We start from the raw sequence: 19,234 nt of genomic DNA, 5'->3' as shown, positions 1-19,234 counted from the left end.
ATTTGGGTGGTAACACGTGAGGAATCTCTCGTCCCATTAGGGGCGGGAGTTTTTTGTATCCTCGGGGCCCCCGCACAGTACCTGAACAGGGTATCACAGCAAAAGCCCCACTTCGTGGGGTTATTTTGTGTTCACACAGAAGATACAGGAACGCCGATTTTGGAAAGGAAGATGAACGATGGCTGACAAGAAAACATTTTATTTGACGACACCGATCTATTATCCCAGCGACAAGCTGCATATCGGGCATGCATACACGACCGTGGCCGGAGACGCGATGGTTCGTTACAAGAAGCTGCGCGGCTACGATGTGCGCTATTTGACAGGAACCGACGAGCATGGTCAGAAGATCGAGCGCAAAGCCGCTGAAGCAGGCAAAACGCCGCAGCAGTTCGTCGACGACATCGTGGCGGGGATCAAGGAGCTGTGGAAGAAGCTAGACATCTCGAACGACGACTTTATCCGGACGACGGAACCGCGCCATACGAAGGTCGTTCAAGAAGTGTTCGAACGACTGCAGGCGCAGGGCGATATCTACAAGGGCGAGTACGAAGGCTGGTACTGTACGCCGGATGAATCGTTCTTCCTGGAACGGCAGCTCGTAGACGGCAAATGTCCGGACTGCGGCCGGCCGGTGGAACGCGTGAAGGAAGAGAGCTATTTCTTCAAGATGAGCAAATATGTGGACCGGCTTCTCCAATATTATGAGGACCATCCGGACTTTATTCAGCCGGTGTCCCGCAAGAACGAAATGATCAACAACTTCATCAAGCCGGGACTGGAAGACCTGGCGGTGTCCCGTACGACCTACGAATGGGGCGTCAAAGTGAAGAGCGATCCGAAGCACGTCGTTTACGTCTGGATTGACGCGCTGCTGAACTATATCACCGCGCTGGGTTACGGCTCGGAAGACACGAGCCTGTTCGACAAATACTGGCCGGCTGATGTTCATCTCATGAGCAAGGAAATCGTCCGCTTCCATACGATCTACTGGCCGATCATCCTGATGGCGCTGGACCTGCCGCTGCCGAAGAAAGTGTTTGCACACGGCTGGCTGCTGATGAAGGACGGCAAGATGTCCAAATCGAAAGGCAACGTCGTCGATCCGGTCACGCTCATCGACCGTTACGGTCTGGACGCCCTTCGCTATTACCTGCTGCGCGAGGTTCCGTTCGGTGCGGACGGCACGTTTACGCCGGAGAGCTTCGTGGAGCGCGTCAACTCCGATCTGGCCAATGACCTCGGCAACCTTCTAAACCGTACGGTGGCGATGGTGGACAAATATTTCGAGGGCCGGGTTCCTGCGTACCGCTCCGGCGTGACTCCGTATGACGCGTCACTCGAGGAAGCGGCCAAGGATGTTTACGGAAAAGTTGAAGAAGCGATGGAAAATATGGAGTTCTCCGTTGCGTTGACGGCCATCGGCCAGTTTATCAGCCGCAGCAACAAATATATCGACGAAACGCAGCCATGGGCGTTGGCAAAAGATGAGGCGAGACGCGAAGAACTGGCGTCCGTCATGACCCACCTCGTCGAAAGCCTGCGGATCGGCTCGATCCTGCTGCAGCCGTTCCTGACCCAGGCTCCGCTGAAGATTTGGGAGCAGCTGGGCATTCAGCAAGGCGAGCTGACCGAATGGGACAGCGGCAAGACGTTCGGCTTGATTCCGGAAGGAACGCAGCTGGTGAAGGGCAACCCGATCTTCCCGCGCCTGGACGCGGAAGAAGAGGTGGCGTACATCAAGCAGGCGATGACCGGATCCGAAGCTCCCGCGAAGGAAGCGGAAGCCGGCAAGGCGGCCGAAGCGGCTGCGCCGCAGGAAGCGCCTGAGCTGAAGGAAGAAATCGGCATTGAAGATTTTGCCAAGGTCGAATTGCGCGTAGCTCAGGTTATCGCCTGCGAGCCTGTCAAGAAAGCCGACAAGCTGCTCAAGCTGCAGCTGGATCTCGGCTTCGAGCAGCGGCAGGTCGTGTCGGGCATTGCGAAGTTCTATACGCCGGAAGAGCTGGTCGGACGCAAGGTCATCTGCGTCACCAACCTGAAGCCGGTGAAGCTGCGCGGCGAGCTGTCGCAGGGCATGATTCTGGCGGCATCCCAAGGCGATCAGCTGACGCTGGCGACGGTGCCGGACAGCATGCCGAACGGAGCGGTCGTGAAGTAGGAGCGCGAAGTATAGTGCACCTATAATTAAGTATGGTTGATAGGAAGACGGAACCCCGTAAGCAGCGGGCTTCCGTCTTTTTGTCGTCCAGCCCATTTCGATCTCGTGGGAGACACGCCAAGCTCCAAAGACACGGCAGGTATCATTCGCTTTCCTCTGGTAATTTAGCACCCAAGGTTGACAAATAAAATAAGCCCATTCATAATCTTATTAGTAAAAGTTACGATTAGTGGGAGCGTACATCTGTGAATATGAGAAATATGATCAAGCGGATTCTAGCGCCTTCGTTTCTTCTGATGGCCATGCTGGTTTTTGCCGGCTGCGATAACTCAGGGAACGCACAGCTGGATCCGGATAAAGTGAATGTCATTACGACGTTCTATCCGATTTATGAGTTTGCCAAGGAAATCGGCGGCGAGGACGCCAACGTCATCAATTTACTGCCGGCGGGCGTTGAACCGCATGATTGGACGCCGCGGAGCCAGGATATTGTGAACACGTCCAAGTCGCAATTGTTTTTATATAACGGAGCCGGACTCGAAGGCTGGGTACCGAATTTTCTGAAAGGGCTGAACCGGGACTCCAAGGTGAAGGCCGTTGAGGTGAGCCAGGGCATCCAGCTGATCGAAGGTGAAGAAGACGGCGGACATGATCTCGAAGGCGAGGGCATGGGGACCGGGCACAAGCATCACATCGACCCCCACACCTGGGTCAGCCCGAAATCGGCCATCATGATGGCCGAGAACATCAAGAACAGCTACGTGGAGGCCGATCCGCAGCATGCGCAGGCTTACGAAGCACGGTACGCCGAGCTCAGCCGGAAGCTGCAGGAGCTTGACCGCAAGTTCGGGACGGAGCTGTCGCAGGTTCCGCATCACAAAATCGTCGTATCCCATCAGGCCTTCGGTTACTTGTGCCGCGATTACGGCTTGGAGCAGCATCCCATCATGGGCTTGTCGCCGGATGCCGAGCCCCGGGCCCGCGATTTGGTGGAGCTGTCGAACCTGGTGAAATCGGAAGGAATCAAATATATCTTTTTCGAAGAGCTGGTCTCCGATCGGCTGGCCAAAACGCTGGCTTCCGAGACCGGAGCGACCGTGTCCGTCCTGAATCCCCTCGAAGGACTGACGAAGGAGGAGCAGGAGAAGGGCGACGACTATTTTACCTTGATGGACAAAAATTTGCATAATCTTATTCTCGCATTACAATAAATGGAGCAACTAACAGAAAGGCGGATTTCGCATGTTTACGCCGATGATTGACGATTGTCATCAACCGATTATCGAGACGGAGAACATCTCCTTTTCATACAGGGACCAAAAGGTCATCAACGATCTGAACTTTACCGTGAAAGAACGCGATTTTGTCGGCATTATCGGCTCCAACGGGGCGGGCAAGACGACGCTGCTTCGGATGATCGTCGGCCTTTTGCCCAGCGGCCAAGGCAGCATCAGGCTGTTCGGCCAGCCGATCCGCAGGTTCAAAGACTGGGAGCGGGTAGGCTATGTCCCGCAGAAAAATTCGTTTAACCCGTTGTTCCCGGCTACTGTTCGCGAGGTGGTCCTTTCCGGGCTGTACAATAACAAAAACCTGTTCCGCCGGGTAAATAGACACATGCAGCAGCAGTGTGACGATGCGCTTGAGGTGATGCGGATTCAAGACATCGCCGGCAAACGGATCGGTGAGCTGTCCGGCGGCCAGCAGCAGCGCGCCTTCCTGGCGCGGGCGCTGATCAACAACCCGGATCTGCTCATACTGGACGAGCCTACGGTGGGCATTGACGCGGAGACGCAGGCCGGATTTTTCGAGCTGATTACCCACATGCACCGGCATCATCATATGACGCTGCTGATGGTGTCGCACGATATGGACATGATCGAGGGATATTTGGGCGAGAAGCCAAAGCAGAAGAACGGCAAGATCGAATTTTTCGTCAGACATTCCCATGAGATTCAGGACTGCGAGGTTCAGGACCTGCAGCACTCATTGTCATAAAAGCACGATCGTTTACAAAATATTAAAAGCATCCGAAGGAGTCGTTATTGTTGGCTATAGAAATTATCCTCAGTGATTTTTTTCAAAGGGCGCTGGCCGGCGGTCTGCTGATCGGGATCACCGCTCCGCTGATCGGCATTTTTCTCGTGCTGCGGCGCCTGTCCATGATCGGGGACACGCTTGCACATGTGACGATCGCCGGGGTGGCGCTCGGTTTTCTGATTAATCTGTATCCTCTGGGGGCAGGTCTTGTATTTGCGGTTCTGGCTTCCTTTGCGATAGAAAAGCTCAGAAAAGCTTATAAAAGCTATGCCGAGCTGTCGATAGCGATCATTATGTCCGGCGGCGTTGCGCTGGCTTCTTTGTTTTTCACACTCGGGATGGGTTACAATACAGATGTGATGAGCTATTTGTTCGGCAGCATTTATACGCTGGATACCCAGGATCTGTACGTGGTAGGGGCTGTGACGCTGGTTGTCGTGGTCGTTATTACGCTCTTTTTCAAAGAGTTTTTCCTGCTGAGCTTTGAAGAAGACGCCGCAAGCGTAAGCGGTCTGCCTGTGCGCATGATGAACATGCTGATCACCGTCCTGACGGCCCTCGTCATCAGCACGGCCATCAAAATCGTCGGCGCTTTGCTCGTATCGGCACTGCTGACCATTCCTGTCGCTATCAGCCTCCTGATCGCCAGAAGCTTCAAATCTTCCGTCATCCTGTCGGTGGTCATTTCGGAGATTGCGGTTGTGGGGGGACTTGTGATTGCCGGCGTTTGGAACCTGGCTCCGGGAGCAACCATCGTGCTGCTGCTGATTGCGCTGCTAATCTTGACGATGGCGGGCAAGAAGGGATTATCAACGTAGGAGGTACTTGTCCTTGTCAAACTTGAATATATGGCTTGCCTTCTTCGCCGGACTGGCTTCCTTTATTTCTCCGTGCTGCCTGCCGCTGTATCCGTCCTACATTTCCTACATTACCGGGATGTCGGTACAGACGCTGAAGACGGAGCAGAATAAAAAAGAAGTCCGTTACCGGACGATGAGTCATACGCTGGCCTTTATTTTAGGTTTTTCCGCCGTATTCTATACGCTCGGGGTCGGAGCCGGCTTGTTCGGCAGCTTCTTTAACAACAACCGGGATCTGATCCGCCAGCTGTCGGCGCTGTTAATCATTTTGATGGGGCTGTTTCTGATCGGCGTCTTTCAGCCGCGCTTTTTGATGCGCGAATTTAAGATGGATCTGAAGTTCAAGCCCGCAGGTTACATAGGTTCTTTTATATTCGGGATCGGCTTTTCCGCCGGATGGTCTCCTTGCGTCGGTCCGATTCTGGCGGCGATCATCGCTTTGGCAACGACCGAACCCGGTGCTTGGTTCCCGCTGATTACGGCCTATACCGTCGGATTTGCCATTCCATTTTTTGTGCTTGCCTTCTTCATCGGATCCACCAAGTGGATTGTGAAGTACTCGGGGATGATGATGAAAATCGGCGGGGCGCTCATGCTGTTTATGGGCGTACTGCTGTTCACGAACCAAATGACCAAAATTACGATTTGGCTGCAGGCCATCACGCCCGAATGGCTTAAGTTTTAGGTAAAGTAGTCGATGGTAGCTTCCGGAAAGTGCTCAAAAATCCGCTCTGTGATGAACTCGCGCAGGGCGTTTTGCTGTTCATCCGGGTACACGTATTTGAATTGGCCCCAGCGTCCCCATTTTTGCTTGCGCCTCGCGATATCCATCTCCAGCTTGGTTTTGGGATAGCGCTGCTCAATGATGTTTTTGGCGGTTTTCGTGAAGCGGTGCTGAATCATTTCGAACGTCAAATCCTTCGTTGCTTCGGCCGGGAGCGTATCCGCCAGACGCTTCAGAAGCTCGGCATAGCCGTCCTGCCAGCCGTCATACCAAATGATCGGGGCGATGATGAAACCGAGCGGATAGCCGGCCCTGGCGACCTTTCCTGCGGCCTCGATCCGTTCCTCGAAGTGCGACGTGGATGGCTCGAAGTTGCGGATGACGTAGTCCGAGTTGATGCTGAACCGGATGCGGGTATGGCCGTTATGCTTCAGCGAGAGCAGCGGATCGACATGATGATACTTGGTCACGAACCGGAGTCTGCCGAATTCTTCGCCGGCCATGAAGGTAATCAGCTCCGCGAGGGAGCCCGTAATATGCTCCAGTCCCACCGGGTCAGATGTACAAGCGGCTTCAAACCGGGTGATTTCCGGCGCGCGTTCCTCGATGTATTGCTTGGCGGCGCCAATGATATCGGATGTGTTCACATAGACACGGACATAGGGCTTGGCCCCGAGTGTCGTCTGCAGATAGCAGTAATGGCAGTGACCCATGCACCCAGTTGAGATCGGGATGGCGTATTCGGCAGAAGGCTTGGACTGGTCAAACTTCAGCGTTTTCCGCACGCCGATGACGAGGGTTCGTTTGGCGTTCCTGTATTTTTCCTGATCGGTTTCGCCTGGTAAATTGGTGATCCGGTTATGAGAGCTGGTCATACGGTAAGGGATGTCTTTGGACTTGACCCATTCCATGATGTGCTGGCCTTTGGGATAGTTCAGCGCATCCGGTTCAAAATAAACAAGATCGGGGACAAACGGCTTGGTCGGTCGCAGCGTCCGCCTGGGCTTTTCTTTAACGCCAGTACCCATAGAACGACTCCTTTCGAGGAAAATATGAGTGTTTCGGTTTAGTATGTGTGCGGGTAGCAGGGGCAAACCGTGGCAATTACTGACCAGGATGGGAAGCGCGGCAGGCGGCAGGACTTGCCAAGTCCTCTTGAGAACATGTATCATTACAAGAGCAGGTAATCGGGCCAGATGATTGACGTTTATTACAGAAAAGAGGGAATATAATGCCAACGCCCAGCATGGAGGATTATTTGGAGCGTATCTATAAATTGATTGACGAGAAGGGATACGCGCGTGTTTCGGACATTGCCGAAGGCTTGGAGGTTCATCCCTCATCCGTTACCAAAATGATCCAGAAATTGGACAAGGACGAATATTTGATTTATGAAAAATACCGCGGCCTTGTTCTGACTAGCAAAGGTAAGAAAATGGGCAAACGCCTGGTTGACCGGCATCAGCTTCTGGAGGAATTCCTGACGATGATCGGGGTACAGCAGGAAAATATTTATGGAGATGTCGAAGGCATCGAGCATCACTTAAGCTGGGATTCCATAACGCGTATCGAGACGCTGGTGGAGTATTTCCGCCGGGATGGACAGCGTCTGGAGGAGCTGCGGAACATTCATAATGAATTGGTCAGCGATTCGTAAACAAGGCATCTGTCCGCACCCTCAAACGACAGGTGCCTCTTTCATTCCCAGCACGTAATCCGGTAATTTTTAGGGCCAAGACTGGAAAAACCCGGATTGCACACGCAGCAAAGGTTACAGCTTTTCTGCCCGATCGGTCGTTTGCGCTTTATTCAGCAGATCATGATTCCAAGGTTGTCTGATGCCGGCTAGTGATCTCTAGATAGAGCGCGATTGACCGATTTTTTTACCCGCAAATCTATCAATAGTGGAGGATTAGTAGAATGGCGTTTCGGAAGTTTCATAGGTGGATCGTGGCATCGCTGCTGTTGGTGCTGCTGATTCCGTTTACGGGGCAGCAGGCGAAGGCTGCAAACAACATCACAATGGTCCTGGACGGGAAGCAGCTGGTCAGCGATATCCCTCCGTACATCATGCCAAAAGTGAATGTGACGATGGTTCCGATCCGCGTGATCAGCGAAGGGCTGGGGGCGGCCGTCGCATGGAAACAAAGCGCGAAAACCGCTGATATTTCGGGCGGAGGTCATACGATTACGTTGACCAGCGGCAAAAAGACGGCTTTGGTGGATGGAGCCTCTGTCGCCCTTGATGCCTCCGTGCAGCTTCGGGGTGGCCGCGTGCTGGTCCCTCTCCGTTTTGTCGGCGAACAGCTCGGTCTGCAGGTAGACTGGGACCAGGTGGCAAGAACGATTACCTTAACATCAAGTGCTTACATACCAACCGAGCCGCCTGCTGAGGGCGGGGGAAGCAGCTCCAGCCAGCTCCGGGGAGCCTGGATCTCGACAGTGTACAACCTGGATTGGCCGACAACGTCCTCTTACGGCAAAATCGAGCAGCAGAAGCAGGAATATTCCGCTCTGCTCGACAAGCTGCAGGCCATGGGGCTGAACGCGGTGTTCGTCCAGGTTCGGACGGCCGGCGATGCGCTGTATCCGTCGGATCTGGTTCCGTGGTCGAAGGTGCTTACCGGCACCCAAGGCAAGGATCCGGGATATGATCCGCTCCAGTATATGATCGAGGAAACCCACAAGCGGGGGATGCAGTTCCATGCCTGGTTCAATCCGTTCCGGGCGAATCTGGACACGACCACAAGCAAGCTGGCGGCCAATCATGTGGCGGTTCAGCATCCCGACTGGGTCGTATCCGTCAATAACCAGCTGATCATCAACCCGGGTATTCCGGAGGCGAGACAGCATATTATCGACGTCGTGATGGAAGTGGTAAGCAAGTACGATATCGACGGCGTTCATCTGGACGATTATTTCTATCCGTCGAGCGGAACGTTTAACGATGATGCTGCTTTCAAGGCATACAATACGCAGGGCTTGAGCAAAGCGGATTGGCGCCGCGATAACATTAACCAGTTCGTGCAGCAGCTGGGCCAGTCGATTCACGCGTCCAAGCCGGCCGTCCAGTTTGGCATCAGCCCGTTCGGCGTATGGCGCAACCAGTCTACCGATCCGACGGGTTCTGATACCAAAGCGGGAGTTACGGCGTACGACTCCATGTCCGCGGATGTGAGAACCTGGGTGAAGCAGCACTGGATCGATTACGTAGCACCGCAAATTTATTGGAGCATGTCCTTCAAGAACGCCCAGTACGACAAGCTCGTCGACTGGTGGGCGCAAGAAGTGCAGGGCACCGGCGTGGATCTCTATATCGGCCATGCCCCGTACAAGCTGGGAACTGCCGAAGCTGGGTGGCAGTCGGCGCAGGAGATCATCAACCAGCTTCAGTACAATACCAAATACGACGCAGTCAAAGGCAGCATTTTTTACAGCGCCAAGGATCTGATCAAAAATCCGCTTGGCATCGTTCAGGCACTGACCGCCTATTACCAGCAATGATAAATTCATAGAACCTTGTCATGAATGAACCCCCGTGCTCATATCTTACTGTGGGATATTGAGACACGGGGGTTTTATTATGATCGTCAACGCGGTGTTCGAGGGCGGCGGAGTGAAAGGAATATCACTGGCGGGGGCCGTCAAGGCTGCGGAGCAAGCCGGCGTTGTGTTTAACCGGGTGGCGGGTACCTCGTCGGGTTCCATTGTGGCGGCGCTGTTGGCGGCAGGATTTTCGGCCGACGAGATGAGCGAGATCGTGAAGACGACCCCTTTTGAGTCCTTTCTTCACCGCGCGCCCATATTCAGTACCAAAGTGATCGGACCCGCCGCGCGCTTGCTGCTGAAGAAAGGGCTGTATTCAGGGGAAGCGCTCGAAGTCTGGATCCACCATATTTTGGCGGCCAAAGGGGTCAAGACGTTTGCGGATATCCCCCAAGGCAAACTGATGATCATCGCCTCGGATATTACGAACGGGCGCATTCTGGTGCTCCCCGAAGACCTGGGCAAGCTGGGCGCCAACCCGTCGAGGTTTGCGGTTTCCAAGGCCATCCGGATGAGTACGAGCATTCCGTACTTTTTTGATCCAGTCATGCTGAGAATGACAGGCGAAGCGGCCAGGGGAAAATCGTTCGTCGACCAGTTTGTCTATATTGTAGACGGAGGGCTGCTCAGCAACTTCCCGCTGTGGCTCTTTGACGACGCTGCGGAAGGGGCCGGGCAGAAGCCGGTTCCGACGATCGGATTTCAAATGGTCGGCAGGACCACGAACAAGCCGCATCTGATCCGGGGGCCGATCAGCATGCTGCAGGCGATGTTTGAAACGATGCTGTCCGCTCATGATGAGCGGTACATCGAGCAGGAAAACCGTTTCCGGACGATCAAAATTCCGACTCTCGGCGTTGGAACGACGCAGTTTCATATTACACCGGAAGAAAGCCAGCAGCTGTATGAGTCCGGCATGCAGGCAGGGAAAAAGTTTTTTGCGGGCTGGAAGCCGTGACATCGAAGAAAAAATAAAAGGCATTCGCTGGTTCTCCATTAGAAGGAGGGGCGAATGCCTTGTTTTGATATGTTCAAACTGCGCTTAGTGGTATTTCGGTTGTTGATCGTCATTCTTACCCTTTGAGCCTTCAATCACCTGGAAAGGGTAATTTTTGCGCTTGGCCGAAGATTGACCGCGTTTGGACGCATTGTATTTCTCCATCGTCCGCTGGGACGGCTTAACCTTGGGCCGCTTGTTGTAACGGGCAGGCGGGAATTTGTACAGCAGGAAAACCACACCGAACACGATCAAGGGCACAAGCAAATTCATAAGCGATCCTGCACCGCCAAACAAAATGTTGCCGAGCAGTCCGATGGCTGCCAGTACAATGGCAATCCAGAAAATTACAGCCTGCCTTTTCATGTCATCTCATCCTTTCAGGGGATCCAAGACTCCGTTTCTCACAGGTTGTTCCGCCCCGGGAGCTTTCTCCATCTGGGCGTCAAGCTCAAGCATGCGGTTGAAGGAGGCGATGGACACCTCAACCTGGTCATCCTTCGGTTCCTTCGTCGTCAACAGCTGCAGCCAAAGGCCCGGGTAACCGAGATACCGCAGCACCGGTACGTCGCGAAGCGCGTTGGTCAGTTTCAGAAACTCAAACGAAATGGCGATGACGACCGGAAGCAGAATGATCCGCTGCAGAACCCGCTGCGTCATATTATCCCACGGAACGAGCGAATAAATCAGTACGCCCAGTACGATCGTCAGCATCATGAAGCTGCTGCCGCAGCGGTAATGCAGACGGCTGTGCTTTTGCACGTTGGCTACCGTCAGCTCTTCACCCGCTTCATAGGTGCTGATCACTTTATGCTCCGCTCCATGGTACTGGAACAACCGCTTGATCACCGGGGTCTGGGAAATGCCCCATAGGTAAACGAGCAGCAGCAGCAGTTTAATGCCGCCTTCTATAAGGTTATGCAGGATATAGTTGTCAAACATCTTGCCGAAAATGAAATTCTCTAAAAATACAGGCACCAGCGTCAGCACCAGCTTGCCCACGAGAAACGAAAGCACGCCGACTGCGGCAACGCCGATAATCATCCCTAAGCTCCAGCCGGATTCTTCTTTCTGCTTTTGCTTGGCGCGCTCCTCCGGCTCCACTTCGTCATCCGCGTAGGATTCCGCCGAGTAATTCAGGTGCTTCGTACCTTTGGCGCTTGCATCTATAATACTGACAATACCTCGAAGGAAAGGGACTTTGCGCAATTTGCCGACCCAAGGCTTATCCTCGCGCGGCACCTCCAAAAATGTAATCTCCTGATTCTTCCGCCGCACAGCGGTGACATTGACGTGCTTACCGCCAAACATAACGCCTTCAATGACGGCTTGGCCACCGTAGCTGACCGTTTTGGATTGCTCCGACAAACAATTCACCTTCCCCGAATGATTAGTTGTGATGCCTTTATTGTAACGAATTTCCCGTGCGATTTCTAGTTGGATTAGCCCCGGGCCCAAATGAACATACTAAGAAAAACAAAAAGGGTGATATTCTAAGTGAGTTCACAGGGAGCTGCCATCCGGCAGCATACGAATACTGGCCATACCAATCCGCTCAGCTTTTCGCTGGAGCTCGGCTTTTTTGCCGGGTTGCTCTGGGGGGCGGTCCACTGGGTTTTCCATTGGCTGCGTTTCACCATCGTCATCCCGGCCTTTTTGGCCGAGCCTTTCTTCAAGCATTCTTTTTTGAAAAGCGGGTCAGGAGATCTGCTTGGCTGGCTTTTTTTTATTGTGTTTTCCATGGTCGCGGCCGTCATCTATACGCTGCTGTTCCGGAAGCTGGCCGGTCCGTGGCCGGGTATCGTATACGGTATCTGCTGGTGGGCCGTCCTGTTTGTGGCGGGTCCCGCACTCGGTATGATGAATCGTCTCAACCATCTGACATGGAACACGATCATCACCGAATTTTGCTTGTACCTGCTGTGGGGACTGTTCATCGGATACACGGCGGCTTTCGAATTTACGGATGAGCGCAAACGGGAACCCGGCAGGGCCAAGGCGCACTAGAGCAAAAAAACTTCTCAAGAAGACATCCCCTATGTTAAAATAGCAGATGGTTATTTGACGACAAAGGGTGGGAATACCATTTTGAGAACCATTTGGGTGATCAACGGACCGAACCTGAATCTGCTCGGACTCCGGGAGCCTGGCGTGTACGGCTCTCAAAGTCTTGCGTCGATTGAAGAAGGCCTGCTTGAGAAAGCGGAGGCCCTGGGCGTGTCCGTCACATTTTATCAGTCCAACCATGAGGGAGATATCATTGACAGGATCCACGCTGCGTTGGGTCATGCCGACGGCATCGTTCTGAATCCGGGCGCGCTGACTCATTACAGCTATGCCGTCCGGGACGCCATCAGTTCCGTTAAAATTCCGACGGTGGAAGTCCATTTGTCGAACATTCACGCAAGGGAGACGTTCCGCCATACTTCCGTGATTGCTCCCGTGGCCGTAGGTCAAATTGCCGGATTCGGCGCTGTCAGCTATGAACTCGGCATGATGGCACTGCTGCGCCACTTGGAAAGTCAGGGACAGTAGTCGCTGCCTCTTTCCCCGGGGAAAGCTGTACATGAGAGAGGAGTGTAACGATGAGCATCAATCGAGTGAACAAGCTGCGTGAAGCGATGCAGCAATCCAATGTGGAAGCCATGTTTGTAACCAGTTCCATCAACCGCCGTTATTTGACGGGATTTACCGGTTCATCGGGATACGTCCTCATCACTTTGCATGATGCGTACCTGCTGACCGACTTTCGTTACATGACCCAGGCACCGCAGCAAGCGAAGGGATTTACGATCGTCGAGCACGGGCCGAAGGTAACGGAAACGGTAAAGGAGCTGCTGATTTCCGCAAACATCGGCAAGCTTGGCTTCGAGCAGGATGACGTATCTTTTGCCGGATACACCGCTTACGCGGAGCAGCTTAAGCCAATCCAGCTCGTGCCAGTTTCCGGCCTTGTGGAGAAGCTTCGCATCTTCAAGGATGAAGAAGAGCTGAAGGTGATGCAGAGAGCGGCGGACTTGGCCGACGATACGTTCAAGCATATTCTCGGGTTTATCAGGACGGGAATGACGGAGCGGGAAGTCGACCTGGAGATGGAGTTTTACATGCGCCGCCACGGTGCCACTTCATCCTCCTTCGATACGATCGTCGCATCTGGAGAACGTTCCGCCATGCCGCATGGCGTTGCCAGCGAACGGGTGATTGCCGGAAACGAGCTCATCACGTTCGATTTCGGCGCCTTGCTTGACGGGTACTGCTCCGATTTGACGCGGACGATTGCGATCGGGGATCCGGATCCGAAGCTTAAAGAAATTTATGACATTGTGCTGGAAGCCCAGCTCCACACACTTCAGAACATCAAGCCGGGGATGACCGGCCGCGAAGCGGACGCGCTTGCACGCGATATCATTACGAAGTACGGCTACGGCGACAATTTCGGCCACAGCACGGGGCACGGCCTCGGCATGGAGGTTCATGAAATGCCTCGCCTATCCAAGCTGAGCGACGATGTACTTAAGCCGGGTATGGTCGTGACCGTGGAACCGGGTATTTACCTGCCGAGTCTCGGTGGCGTGCGCATTGAAGACGATATTGTGATCACGGAGACGGGAATTGTGATCTTGACGCATTCGTCTAAAGATTTCACCGTATTACCGGCGTGATAAATGCAATATATACTTAAACCTTTAGGAGGGCATTTCAGTGATTTCAGTTAACGATTTTAAAACAGGTCTGACGGTGGAAGTCGATGGCGACATCTTTACCGTTCTCGATTTTCAGCACGTTAAACCGGGTAAAGGGGCAGCCTTCGTACGTTCGAAGCTGAAAAACCTCCGTAACGGCAACACCGTTGAGCGCACATTCCGCGCAGGTGAAACGATCGGCCGTGCCATCATCGAAAACCGCGGCGTTTCTTATCTGTATGCAAGCGGTCAAGAGCATACGTTCATGGACAACGAAACCTACGACCAGTTCACCCTGGACAGCAACCAGCTGGAGTGGGAACTGAACTTCCTCAAAGAGAACATGAACGTGAACATCGTCAGCTATCAGGGCGAAATTCTCGGGATCAACCTGCCGACCAGCGTCGAGCTGAAGGTTGTTGAAACTGAGCCGGGCATTAAAGGAAATACGGCTACAGGGGCGACGAAGAACGCGAAGCTGGAAACCGGCCTGAACGTTCAGGTGCCTTTGTTCATCAATGAAGGCGATGTGCTTCTGATCGACACCCGTGAAGGCAAATATATCTCCCGCGCGTAAAGCTGGCGATAGAATTGCTTAACACCCGACAGGGCTAAGCCGATCCTCCTTTCCTTCCGAAAGGAGGATTTTTTGTATAATCCCATGAAAAAACATTAACAATCGGGCGTACTTTCGTATTATACTAGTTTAAAGCGTAAAATTAGACAGTTGTCAGCATTTTGCAACATGAGATCCTGCTTTTTTCACCATGGCCAGTCTATTGGCGAAAAGGGTGCTGATCGCATATAGAAATAGGATCGGGCGGTTTTACCGGCGTGGGAAATGATTGCATAATGCCCAGTTGTACAATGAGTGGGGAGTGAATCGAAGTTGTCACTGTACGTCATGAAATTCGGAGGCAGTTCCGTCGGAGATATTGAGCGCATGCAGCGCGTGGCCCGGCGTATCGTCGAGAAACAGGACGAAGGACACCAGTGTGTGGTAGTCGTTTCCGCGATGGGGGATACGACGGATGATTTGATCGATCAGGCGATGCTGCTCAATCCAAATCCGCCTGCACGTGAGATGGATATGCTGATGACCACCGGGGAGCAGATTTCCATGTCGCTTCTGTCGATGGCCATTCATCAGCTCGGCCGCAGCGCCGTTTCGCTGACAGGCTGGCAGGCGGGATTCCGGACAGAGCCGGTGCACGGCAAAGCGAGAATCATGGATATCGTTCCGGACCGGGTGATTGGAGCCCTGCAGGAAGGAAACATCGTGATCGTGGCCGGATTCCAGGGCATGACCGAAGAAGGGGAAATCACGACGCTCGGCCGCGGGGGATCCGATACGACAGCCGTTGCGCTGGCTGCGGCGATTAGCGCCGACGTGTGCGAGATTTATACCGACGTGGACGGCATTTATTCGACCGATCCGCGAATCGTGAAATGCGCCCGCAAGCTTGAGGAAATTTCGTATGACGAAATGCTGGAGCTGGCCAACCTGGGGGCGGCCGTTCTTCATCCGCGCGCGGTGGAGTACGCGAAGCATCACCAGGTGAAGCTCGTCGTCAGATCCAGTTTTAACTATAATGAAGGCACGGTTGTGAAGGAGGAAACCAGCATGGAGCAGGGAGTAGTGGTAAGCGGTATCGCTTATGATAAAAATGTGGCCAGAATCAGTATTTTGGGAGTGGAAGACGTTCCCGGCGTTCTTGCCACGGTGTTCGGAGCGCTCGCCGGCGCTGGCATCAACGTGGACATCATCGTGCAGAGCGGCGTTCAGGACGGCAAGGCGGACTTTTCCTTTACCACCTCTCTGTCGGAGAGCGGCCAGGCACTTCAAGTCATCAAGGATTTGAGATCCACCCTTCCGTACCGTGAAGTCACCTCGGAAGACAATCTGGTCAAAGTATCGATCGTAGGTGCGGGCATGATCAGCCATCCCGGCGTTGCCGCCGAAATGTTCGATGTCATTTCCAAGCAGGGCGTCAGCATTAAAATGGTCAGCACGTCCGAGATTAAAACGTCCTGCGTCATCGAAGGCGGCAATCTGGAGCAGGTCGTCAGTGCGCTTCATACCGCCTACAACCTCGATACCGATGCGCAGGTGTTTGTGGGAGGCCCACAGGACCGCCGCTAGGTCTGAATGCAAATACTCATACAAAAAGCCGTCCCCACAGCAGGGACGGCTTTGTTTATTTCAGCGCGGCTCGGATTATCCGCGGTCCGCAGCAATTGCGAACAACGGCGTCAGGATCATTTCCGACTTGGCATACGGCACGACAGGGACCGTGTCGATCCCTGTGCAGTATTCGACGTCATGCGTAAATCCCAGCTTGACCAGCTGCTTCGCTGCGCATCCTTCCATTACGGTTTCAAACAGGGATCCCTTGCACTGCCGGTACGCATGCTTCATCGCCAGGCCCAGATCATTCAGCTGAAGCGGCGCTTCCGAAATGGACTCCATCGCATCGATGATCATTCCCGCGCACAGGCCATCCTCCAGCGAAAAATCGTTGCGGCATCCCGAGCACAGCAGGATGGCATCTTTCCCGAACGATAACAGAGCTGACGCACAGGCCGTCCCATTCATAAATGAAGCGGCAAATATTCTGGCGGCCTTATGGGATTTGAGCAGCCCTCGGGTCCCGTTCGATGTGGTCAGCACCACCAGCTTTCCGGCAACCTCAGTGGTCATATAATCATGCGGCGAATTCCCGGCCTGAAACCCGGGGATTTTTTTATAATACCGTTCTCCACCGACAAACGTTTGGTCTCCCCTCATCTGCTGGGCTTGAGGAACCGTCTCCACGGGCATCAGCCCGGTAGCGCCTTGGGCCAGAGCCGTGATCATCGTACTGGTTGCCCGCAGCACGTCAATCACAACGGCGCTCTTGTGCACAAACTCCTCCGATCTCACTTCGTCCACATTGGCAATGACATCCACCCGCATGGATAAATCCTCCTTATGCATCTGTAAATAATACGACACCTCTTTCAGCTGCTTAGCCCTGAAGATGCCGATGGTTGAACGGTCCTCTCTTGGTCGGCCGGATGCAGGCAGTTTGTCTGCAGACGGATCCAACCCAGGCAACTGACAAGCGGATAGGTATTTCATCAAACAATATATGCAAGCCCGGAGCATTTTGTTCCGAATATAGGAGTTATTAAATAGAGGCTTTGTCATGACTCTTTTGATAATCAGTGAAGCAGCTCCGTTTTGCCAAGTTATTTTCCGTATCTTTCTTGTAAAAGACAACTAAAAAGAGAGAGTCCCGCATATCTATGAGGTTAGAAGTACAATCTCGCAAAAGGGGGTCATTTTAGTGGACAAGTTCGTGCTCAGCATGGCTACGCTGCGTTTTATCTCCGGAAGCCTGGAAATCGCCGCCGCGCTGCTGATGCTAAAGCTCGCTCAGGTAGATAAGGCGCTGGCGGTCAATTCCCTGCTGGCATTCGTCGGGCCGACGGTGCTCATCCTGACGACTTCCATCGGGCTCATCGGCGTGGCCGATAAGCTCTCCTGGGGAAAGATGGCGTGGATCTTTTTCGGCGTGTCCTGTCTCTTAATCGGCATTCTCAAAAAATGATAGATTACAGTGGTCATAAATTTAGGGGCCAAGCATAGACATAAGTAAGAAAACATCTAGTAGTTTATCCATCAGAAGTTGAACAAGCTTGCAGGAGAAAGGCAGCACGGGGGTGGTCCTATTACAAATCCAAACTGGCTGGAGTTACTTCCGGAGCCGGTCAAATCGATCCTTCACCAGCTCCCTCACCATATTCTGAGCGTCGTGGAGGAGGTACGCATCCGTGAAGGCAGGCCGCTGGAGATCAACGGCGCAGGCTCACACCACTATGTTACGGGACAAAGCACGCTGACGCTGGATGCGGACAAGGCGTACAAGCCGCAGCGGGAGGTCAGCCGAAGGCTGCTCGATCTGATCAGCAACCATTCGCTGTACACGATGGAGGAAGAGCTACGCAAAGGCTTTATCACCATTCCCGGCGGACACCGCATCGGCTTGGCAGGAAGAACTGTGCTTCACGCCGGACATGTCGAGCATATCCGCGATATCAGCGGATTCAATGTGCGGATTGCCCGGGAAGTGAAGGGTGCCGCTGACGGCATCCTCCCCTTTCTGATCGATAGGGAAGGAAACAGGATTCGGCATACGCTTCTGCTCTCGGCACCGCAGCAGGGCAAGACGACCCTCCTGCGGGATTTGGCGAGACAGATCAGCAGCGGGCTCCCCGGGCTTGGCAAATCCAGCCTGCCGGGGATGAAGGTGGGCATCGTCGACGAGCGTTCCGAGATCGCCGGCTGCCTCAAAGGCGTGCCGAGCTTTGACGTCGGACCACGCACCGACGTGATGGATGCCTGTCCAAAGGCGGAAGGCATGATGATGATGATCCGGTCCATGTCACCGGATGTTCTGATGGTGGATGAGATCGGCCGGGGAGAGGACGCCGAATCGGTGACGGAGGCGCTGCATGCGGGCATTACGGTCGTCGCCACGGCGCATGCCGGCGGCATCGAAGAGCTGAAGCATCGGCCTGCCCTGGCCGGGCTCATAGAAACCGGAATGTTTGAGAGGTACGTTCTTTTAAAAAGGAAGGCACAAGGGTTAAGCTGCCGGATCCTCGACCAGCAGCACCGGCCGCTGCAGCTTCAGACGGGCAGCCAGAGAGGGGTGAACTTCCTTGCTTAAGCTTTTTGGCGCCGTGCTCATTCTGCTGTCCGGCACACTGGCCGGATTCCATCAGGCCAGGCAGTTTGCCAGCCGGCCGAAGCAGATCCGGGAGCTGATCCTGGCCCTGCAGCGGCTGTCGACCGAAATCACCTATGGATTTACCCCACTTCCGGAAGCACTTCGCAAAATAGCGGATCAAATGCGGGAGCCTCTCCATACCTTTTTTCTGAATGCAGCACGTGAGATGGGGCCGGCCACAGGATTGACCGCCCAGGAGAGTCTCCAGCGTTCTCTCCATGAGAACTGGAAGCGGACCTCCATGAAGGCACCTGAACGCGAGGTGCTGCATCAGCTCAGCTTCACGCTCGGGACAAGCGACCGGCAGGACCAAATCAAGCACATCCAGCTGGCCGTCGAGCAGTTGAAGCATGAAGAAGCAACAGCCAGGGACGACCAGGCCAAATACGAGAAGATCAGTAAAAGTCTCGGGCTGCTCATCGGAGCATTGATCGTTATTTTGATCTTTTAG

General features: G+C 53.9%; 20 protein-coding genes. 16 read left to right on the top strand and 4 right to left on the bottom strand.

Features of this window, described 5'->3' with window-relative positions; genetic code table 11:
- Window positions 1-178: 178 nt before the first annotated feature.
- The 5 genes from metG (at window position 179) to GCU45_RS05725 (ending at window position 5,743) form a co-directional block, all read left to right on the top strand.
- Complete coding sequence (gene metG, locus GCU45_RS05745) at window positions 179-2,161, top strand: methionine--tRNA ligase (RefSeq protein ID WP_152398345.1); 1,983 nt, start codon at window positions 179-181, stop codon at window positions 2,159-2,161.
- Between the two features lie 251 nt (window positions 2,162-2,412).
- The gene (locus GCU45_RS05740) at window positions 2,413-3,372 is read left to right on the top strand and encodes a metal ABC transporter substrate-binding protein (protein WP_152402827.1); all 960 of its coding nucleotides are present in this window, start codon (window positions 2,413-2,415) and stop codon (window positions 3,370-3,372) included.
- 31 nt (window positions 3,373-3,403) lie between these two features.
- On the top strand, window positions 3,404-4,156 hold the full coding sequence (locus GCU45_RS05735; protein WP_244364451.1) for a metal ABC transporter ATP-binding protein: 753 nt from the start codon (window positions 3,404-3,406) through the stop codon (window positions 4,154-4,156).
- Between the two features lie 56 nt (window positions 4,157-4,212).
- Entirely contained in the window at window positions 4,213-5,016 is an 804-nt protein-coding gene (locus GCU45_RS05730) for a metal ABC transporter permease (protein WP_076170170.1), read from the top strand.
- 13 nt (window positions 5,017-5,029) lie between these two features.
- Window positions 5,030-5,743, top strand: coding sequence for a cytochrome c biogenesis CcdA family protein (locus GCU45_RS05725; RefSeq protein WP_152398344.1), 714 nt, complete (start codon window positions 5,030-5,032; stop codon window positions 5,741-5,743).
- Here the strand turns inward: GCU45_RS05725 and splB are convergent.
- Window positions 5,740-6,810 (bottom strand): spore photoproduct lyase, encoded by a 1,071-nt coding sequence (splB, locus tag GCU45_RS05720; RefSeq protein WP_152398343.1) that lies wholly within the window; start codon window positions 6,808-6,810, stop codon window positions 5,740-5,742. The genes GCU45_RS05725 and splB overlap by 4 nt on opposite strands.
- Before the next feature lie 203 nt (window positions 6,811-7,013).
- Between splB and mntR the strand changes: the two genes are divergently transcribed.
- The 3 genes from mntR (at window position 7,014) to GCU45_RS05705 (ending at window position 10,286) form a co-directional block, all read left to right on the top strand.
- The gene (mntR, locus tag GCU45_RS05715; RefSeq protein ID WP_076169997.1) at window positions 7,014-7,439 is read left to right on the top strand and encodes a transcriptional regulator MntR; all 426 of its coding nucleotides are present in this window, start codon (window positions 7,014-7,016) and stop codon (window positions 7,437-7,439) included.
- A 263-nt stretch (window positions 7,440-7,702) separates the two neighbouring features.
- Window positions 7,703-9,286, top strand: coding sequence for a family 10 glycosylhydrolase (locus GCU45_RS05710; protein WP_152398342.1), 1,584 nt, complete (start codon window positions 7,703-7,705; stop codon window positions 9,284-9,286).
- 79 nt (window positions 9,287-9,365) lie between these two features.
- Window positions 9,366-10,286 carry a patatin-like phospholipase family protein gene (locus GCU45_RS05705; protein WP_105444624.1) on the top strand — a complete coding sequence of 307 codons (921 nt, stop codon included), beginning with the start codon at window positions 9,366-9,368 and terminating at the stop codon, window positions 10,284-10,286.
- A gap of 84 nt (window positions 10,287-10,370) precedes the next feature.
- Here GCU45_RS05705 and GCU45_RS05700 read toward each other — a convergent pair whose 3' ends face one another.
- Together GCU45_RS05700 and GCU45_RS05695 are read right to left on the bottom strand one after the other, a co-directional pair.
- A complete protein-coding gene (locus GCU45_RS05700) occupies window positions 10,371-10,691 on the bottom strand; it encodes an MFS transporter (RefSeq protein WP_076170000.1) in 321 nt (106 codons plus the stop codon).
- 6 nt (window positions 10,692-10,697) lie between these two features.
- On the bottom strand, window positions 10,698-11,693 hold the full coding sequence (locus GCU45_RS05695) for a DUF1385 domain-containing protein (RefSeq protein ID WP_152398341.1): 996 nt from the start codon (window positions 11,691-11,693) through the stop codon (window positions 10,698-10,700).
- A gap of 129 nt (window positions 11,694-11,822) precedes the next feature.
- Here GCU45_RS05695 and GCU45_RS05690 point away from each other — a divergent pair, with 129 nt between their 5' ends.
- The 5 genes from GCU45_RS05690 to GCU45_RS05670 all read left to right on the top strand — a co-directional run bounded on the left by GCU45_RS05690 (window position 11,823) and on the right by GCU45_RS05670 (window position 16,151).
- A complete protein-coding gene (locus GCU45_RS05690) occupies window positions 11,823-12,332 on the top strand; it encodes a YqhR family membrane protein (RefSeq protein WP_208837103.1) in 510 nt (169 codons plus the stop codon).
- A gap of 81 nt (window positions 12,333-12,413) precedes the next feature.
- Window positions 12,414-12,860, top strand: a complete 447-nt coding sequence (aroQ, locus tag GCU45_RS05685) for a type II 3-dehydroquinate dehydratase (RefSeq protein WP_116229636.1) — start codon at window positions 12,414-12,416, stop codon at window positions 12,858-12,860.
- A gap of 50 nt (window positions 12,861-12,910) precedes the next feature.
- On the top strand, window positions 12,911-13,987 hold the full coding sequence (locus GCU45_RS05680; protein WP_152398340.1) for a M24 family metallopeptidase: 1,077 nt from the start codon (window positions 12,911-12,913) through the stop codon (window positions 13,985-13,987).
- A 40-nt stretch (window positions 13,988-14,027) separates the two neighbouring features.
- Window positions 14,028-14,585: an elongation factor P gene (efp, locus tag GCU45_RS05675; RefSeq protein WP_105444627.1), complete on the top strand. Its 558-nt coding sequence runs from the start codon at window positions 14,028-14,030 to the stop codon at window positions 14,583-14,585.
- A gap of 312 nt (window positions 14,586-14,897) precedes the next feature.
- A complete protein-coding gene (locus tag GCU45_RS05670) occupies window positions 14,898-16,151 on the top strand; it encodes an aspartate kinase (protein WP_105444628.1) in 1,254 nt (417 codons plus the stop codon).
- 75 nt (window positions 16,152-16,226) lie between these two features.
- On the opposite strand, the gene GCU45_RS05665 is transcribed toward GCU45_RS05670, so the two are convergent.
- Window positions 16,227-16,964 carry a 2-phosphosulfolactate phosphatase gene (locus tag GCU45_RS05665; RefSeq protein ID WP_152398339.1) on the bottom strand — a complete coding sequence of 246 codons (738 nt, stop codon included), beginning with the start codon at window positions 16,962-16,964 and terminating at the stop codon, window positions 16,227-16,229.
- Window positions 16,965-17,331: 367 nt separating this feature from the next.
- Between GCU45_RS05665 and GCU45_RS05660 the strand changes: the two genes are divergently transcribed.
- The 3 genes from GCU45_RS05660 to spoIIIAB all read left to right on the top strand — a co-directional run bounded on the left by GCU45_RS05660 (window position 17,332) and on the right by spoIIIAB (window position 19,234).
- Window positions 17,332-17,601 carry a YqhV family protein gene (locus GCU45_RS05660; RefSeq protein WP_373309594.1) on the top strand — a complete coding sequence of 90 codons (270 nt, stop codon included), beginning with the start codon at window positions 17,332-17,334 and terminating at the stop codon, window positions 17,599-17,601.
- A 78-nt stretch (window positions 17,602-17,679) separates the two neighbouring features.
- A complete protein-coding gene (spoIIIAA, locus tag GCU45_RS05655) occupies window positions 17,680-18,723 on the top strand; it encodes a stage III sporulation protein AA (RefSeq protein WP_244364449.1) in 1,044 nt (347 codons plus the stop codon).
- On the top strand, window positions 18,716-19,234 hold the full coding sequence (gene spoIIIAB / locus GCU45_RS05650) for a stage III sporulation protein SpoIIIAB (protein WP_076170007.1): 519 nt from the start codon (window positions 18,716-18,718) through the stop codon (window positions 19,232-19,234). The genes spoIIIAA and spoIIIAB overlap by 8 nt, the downstream gene beginning before the upstream one ends.

It is taken from the genome of Paenibacillus cellulositrophicus (assembly GCF_009363095.1).
Taxonomy (GTDB): domain Bacteria; phylum Bacillota; class Bacilli; order Paenibacillales; family Paenibacillaceae; genus Paenibacillus_AQ; species Paenibacillus_AQ favisporus.
The sequence above is the reverse complement of the archived record's forward strand: the minus strand, read 5'-3'. Positions and strand labels throughout refer to the sequence as shown.

Coding starts and splice junctions, on each gene's coding strand:
- metG (WP_152398345.1), top strand. CDS start 179: ATGGCTGACAAGAAAACATTTTATTTGACGACACCGATCTATTATCCC.
- GCU45_RS05740 (WP_152402827.1), top strand. CDS start 2,413: ATGAGAAATATGATCAAGCGGATTCTAGCGCCTTCGTTTCTTCTGATG.
- GCU45_RS05735 (WP_244364451.1), top strand. CDS start 3,404: ATGTTTACGCCGATGATTGACGATTGTCATCAACCGATTATCGAGACG.
- splB (WP_152398343.1), bottom strand. CDS start 6,810: ATGGGTACTGGCGTTAAAGAAAAGCCCAGGCGGACGCTGCGACCGACC.
- mntR (WP_076169997.1), top strand. CDS start 7,014: ATGCCAACGCCCAGCATGGAGGATTATTTGGAGCGTATCTATAAATTG.
- GCU45_RS05710 (WP_152398342.1), top strand. CDS start 7,703: ATGGCGTTTCGGAAGTTTCATAGGTGGATCGTGGCATCGCTGCTGTTG.
- GCU45_RS05705 (WP_105444624.1), top strand. CDS start 9,366: ATGATCGTCAACGCGGTGTTCGAGGGCGGCGGAGTGAAAGGAATATCA.
- GCU45_RS05700 (WP_076170000.1), bottom strand. CDS start 10,691: ATGAAAAGGCAGGCTGTAATTTTCTGGATTGCCATTGTACTGGCAGCC.
- GCU45_RS05680 (WP_152398340.1), top strand. CDS start 12,911: ATGAGCATCAATCGAGTGAACAAGCTGCGTGAAGCGATGCAGCAATCC.
- GCU45_RS05665 (WP_152398339.1), bottom strand. CDS start 16,964: ATGCGGGTGGATGTCATTGCCAATGTGGACGAAGTGAGATCGGAGGAG.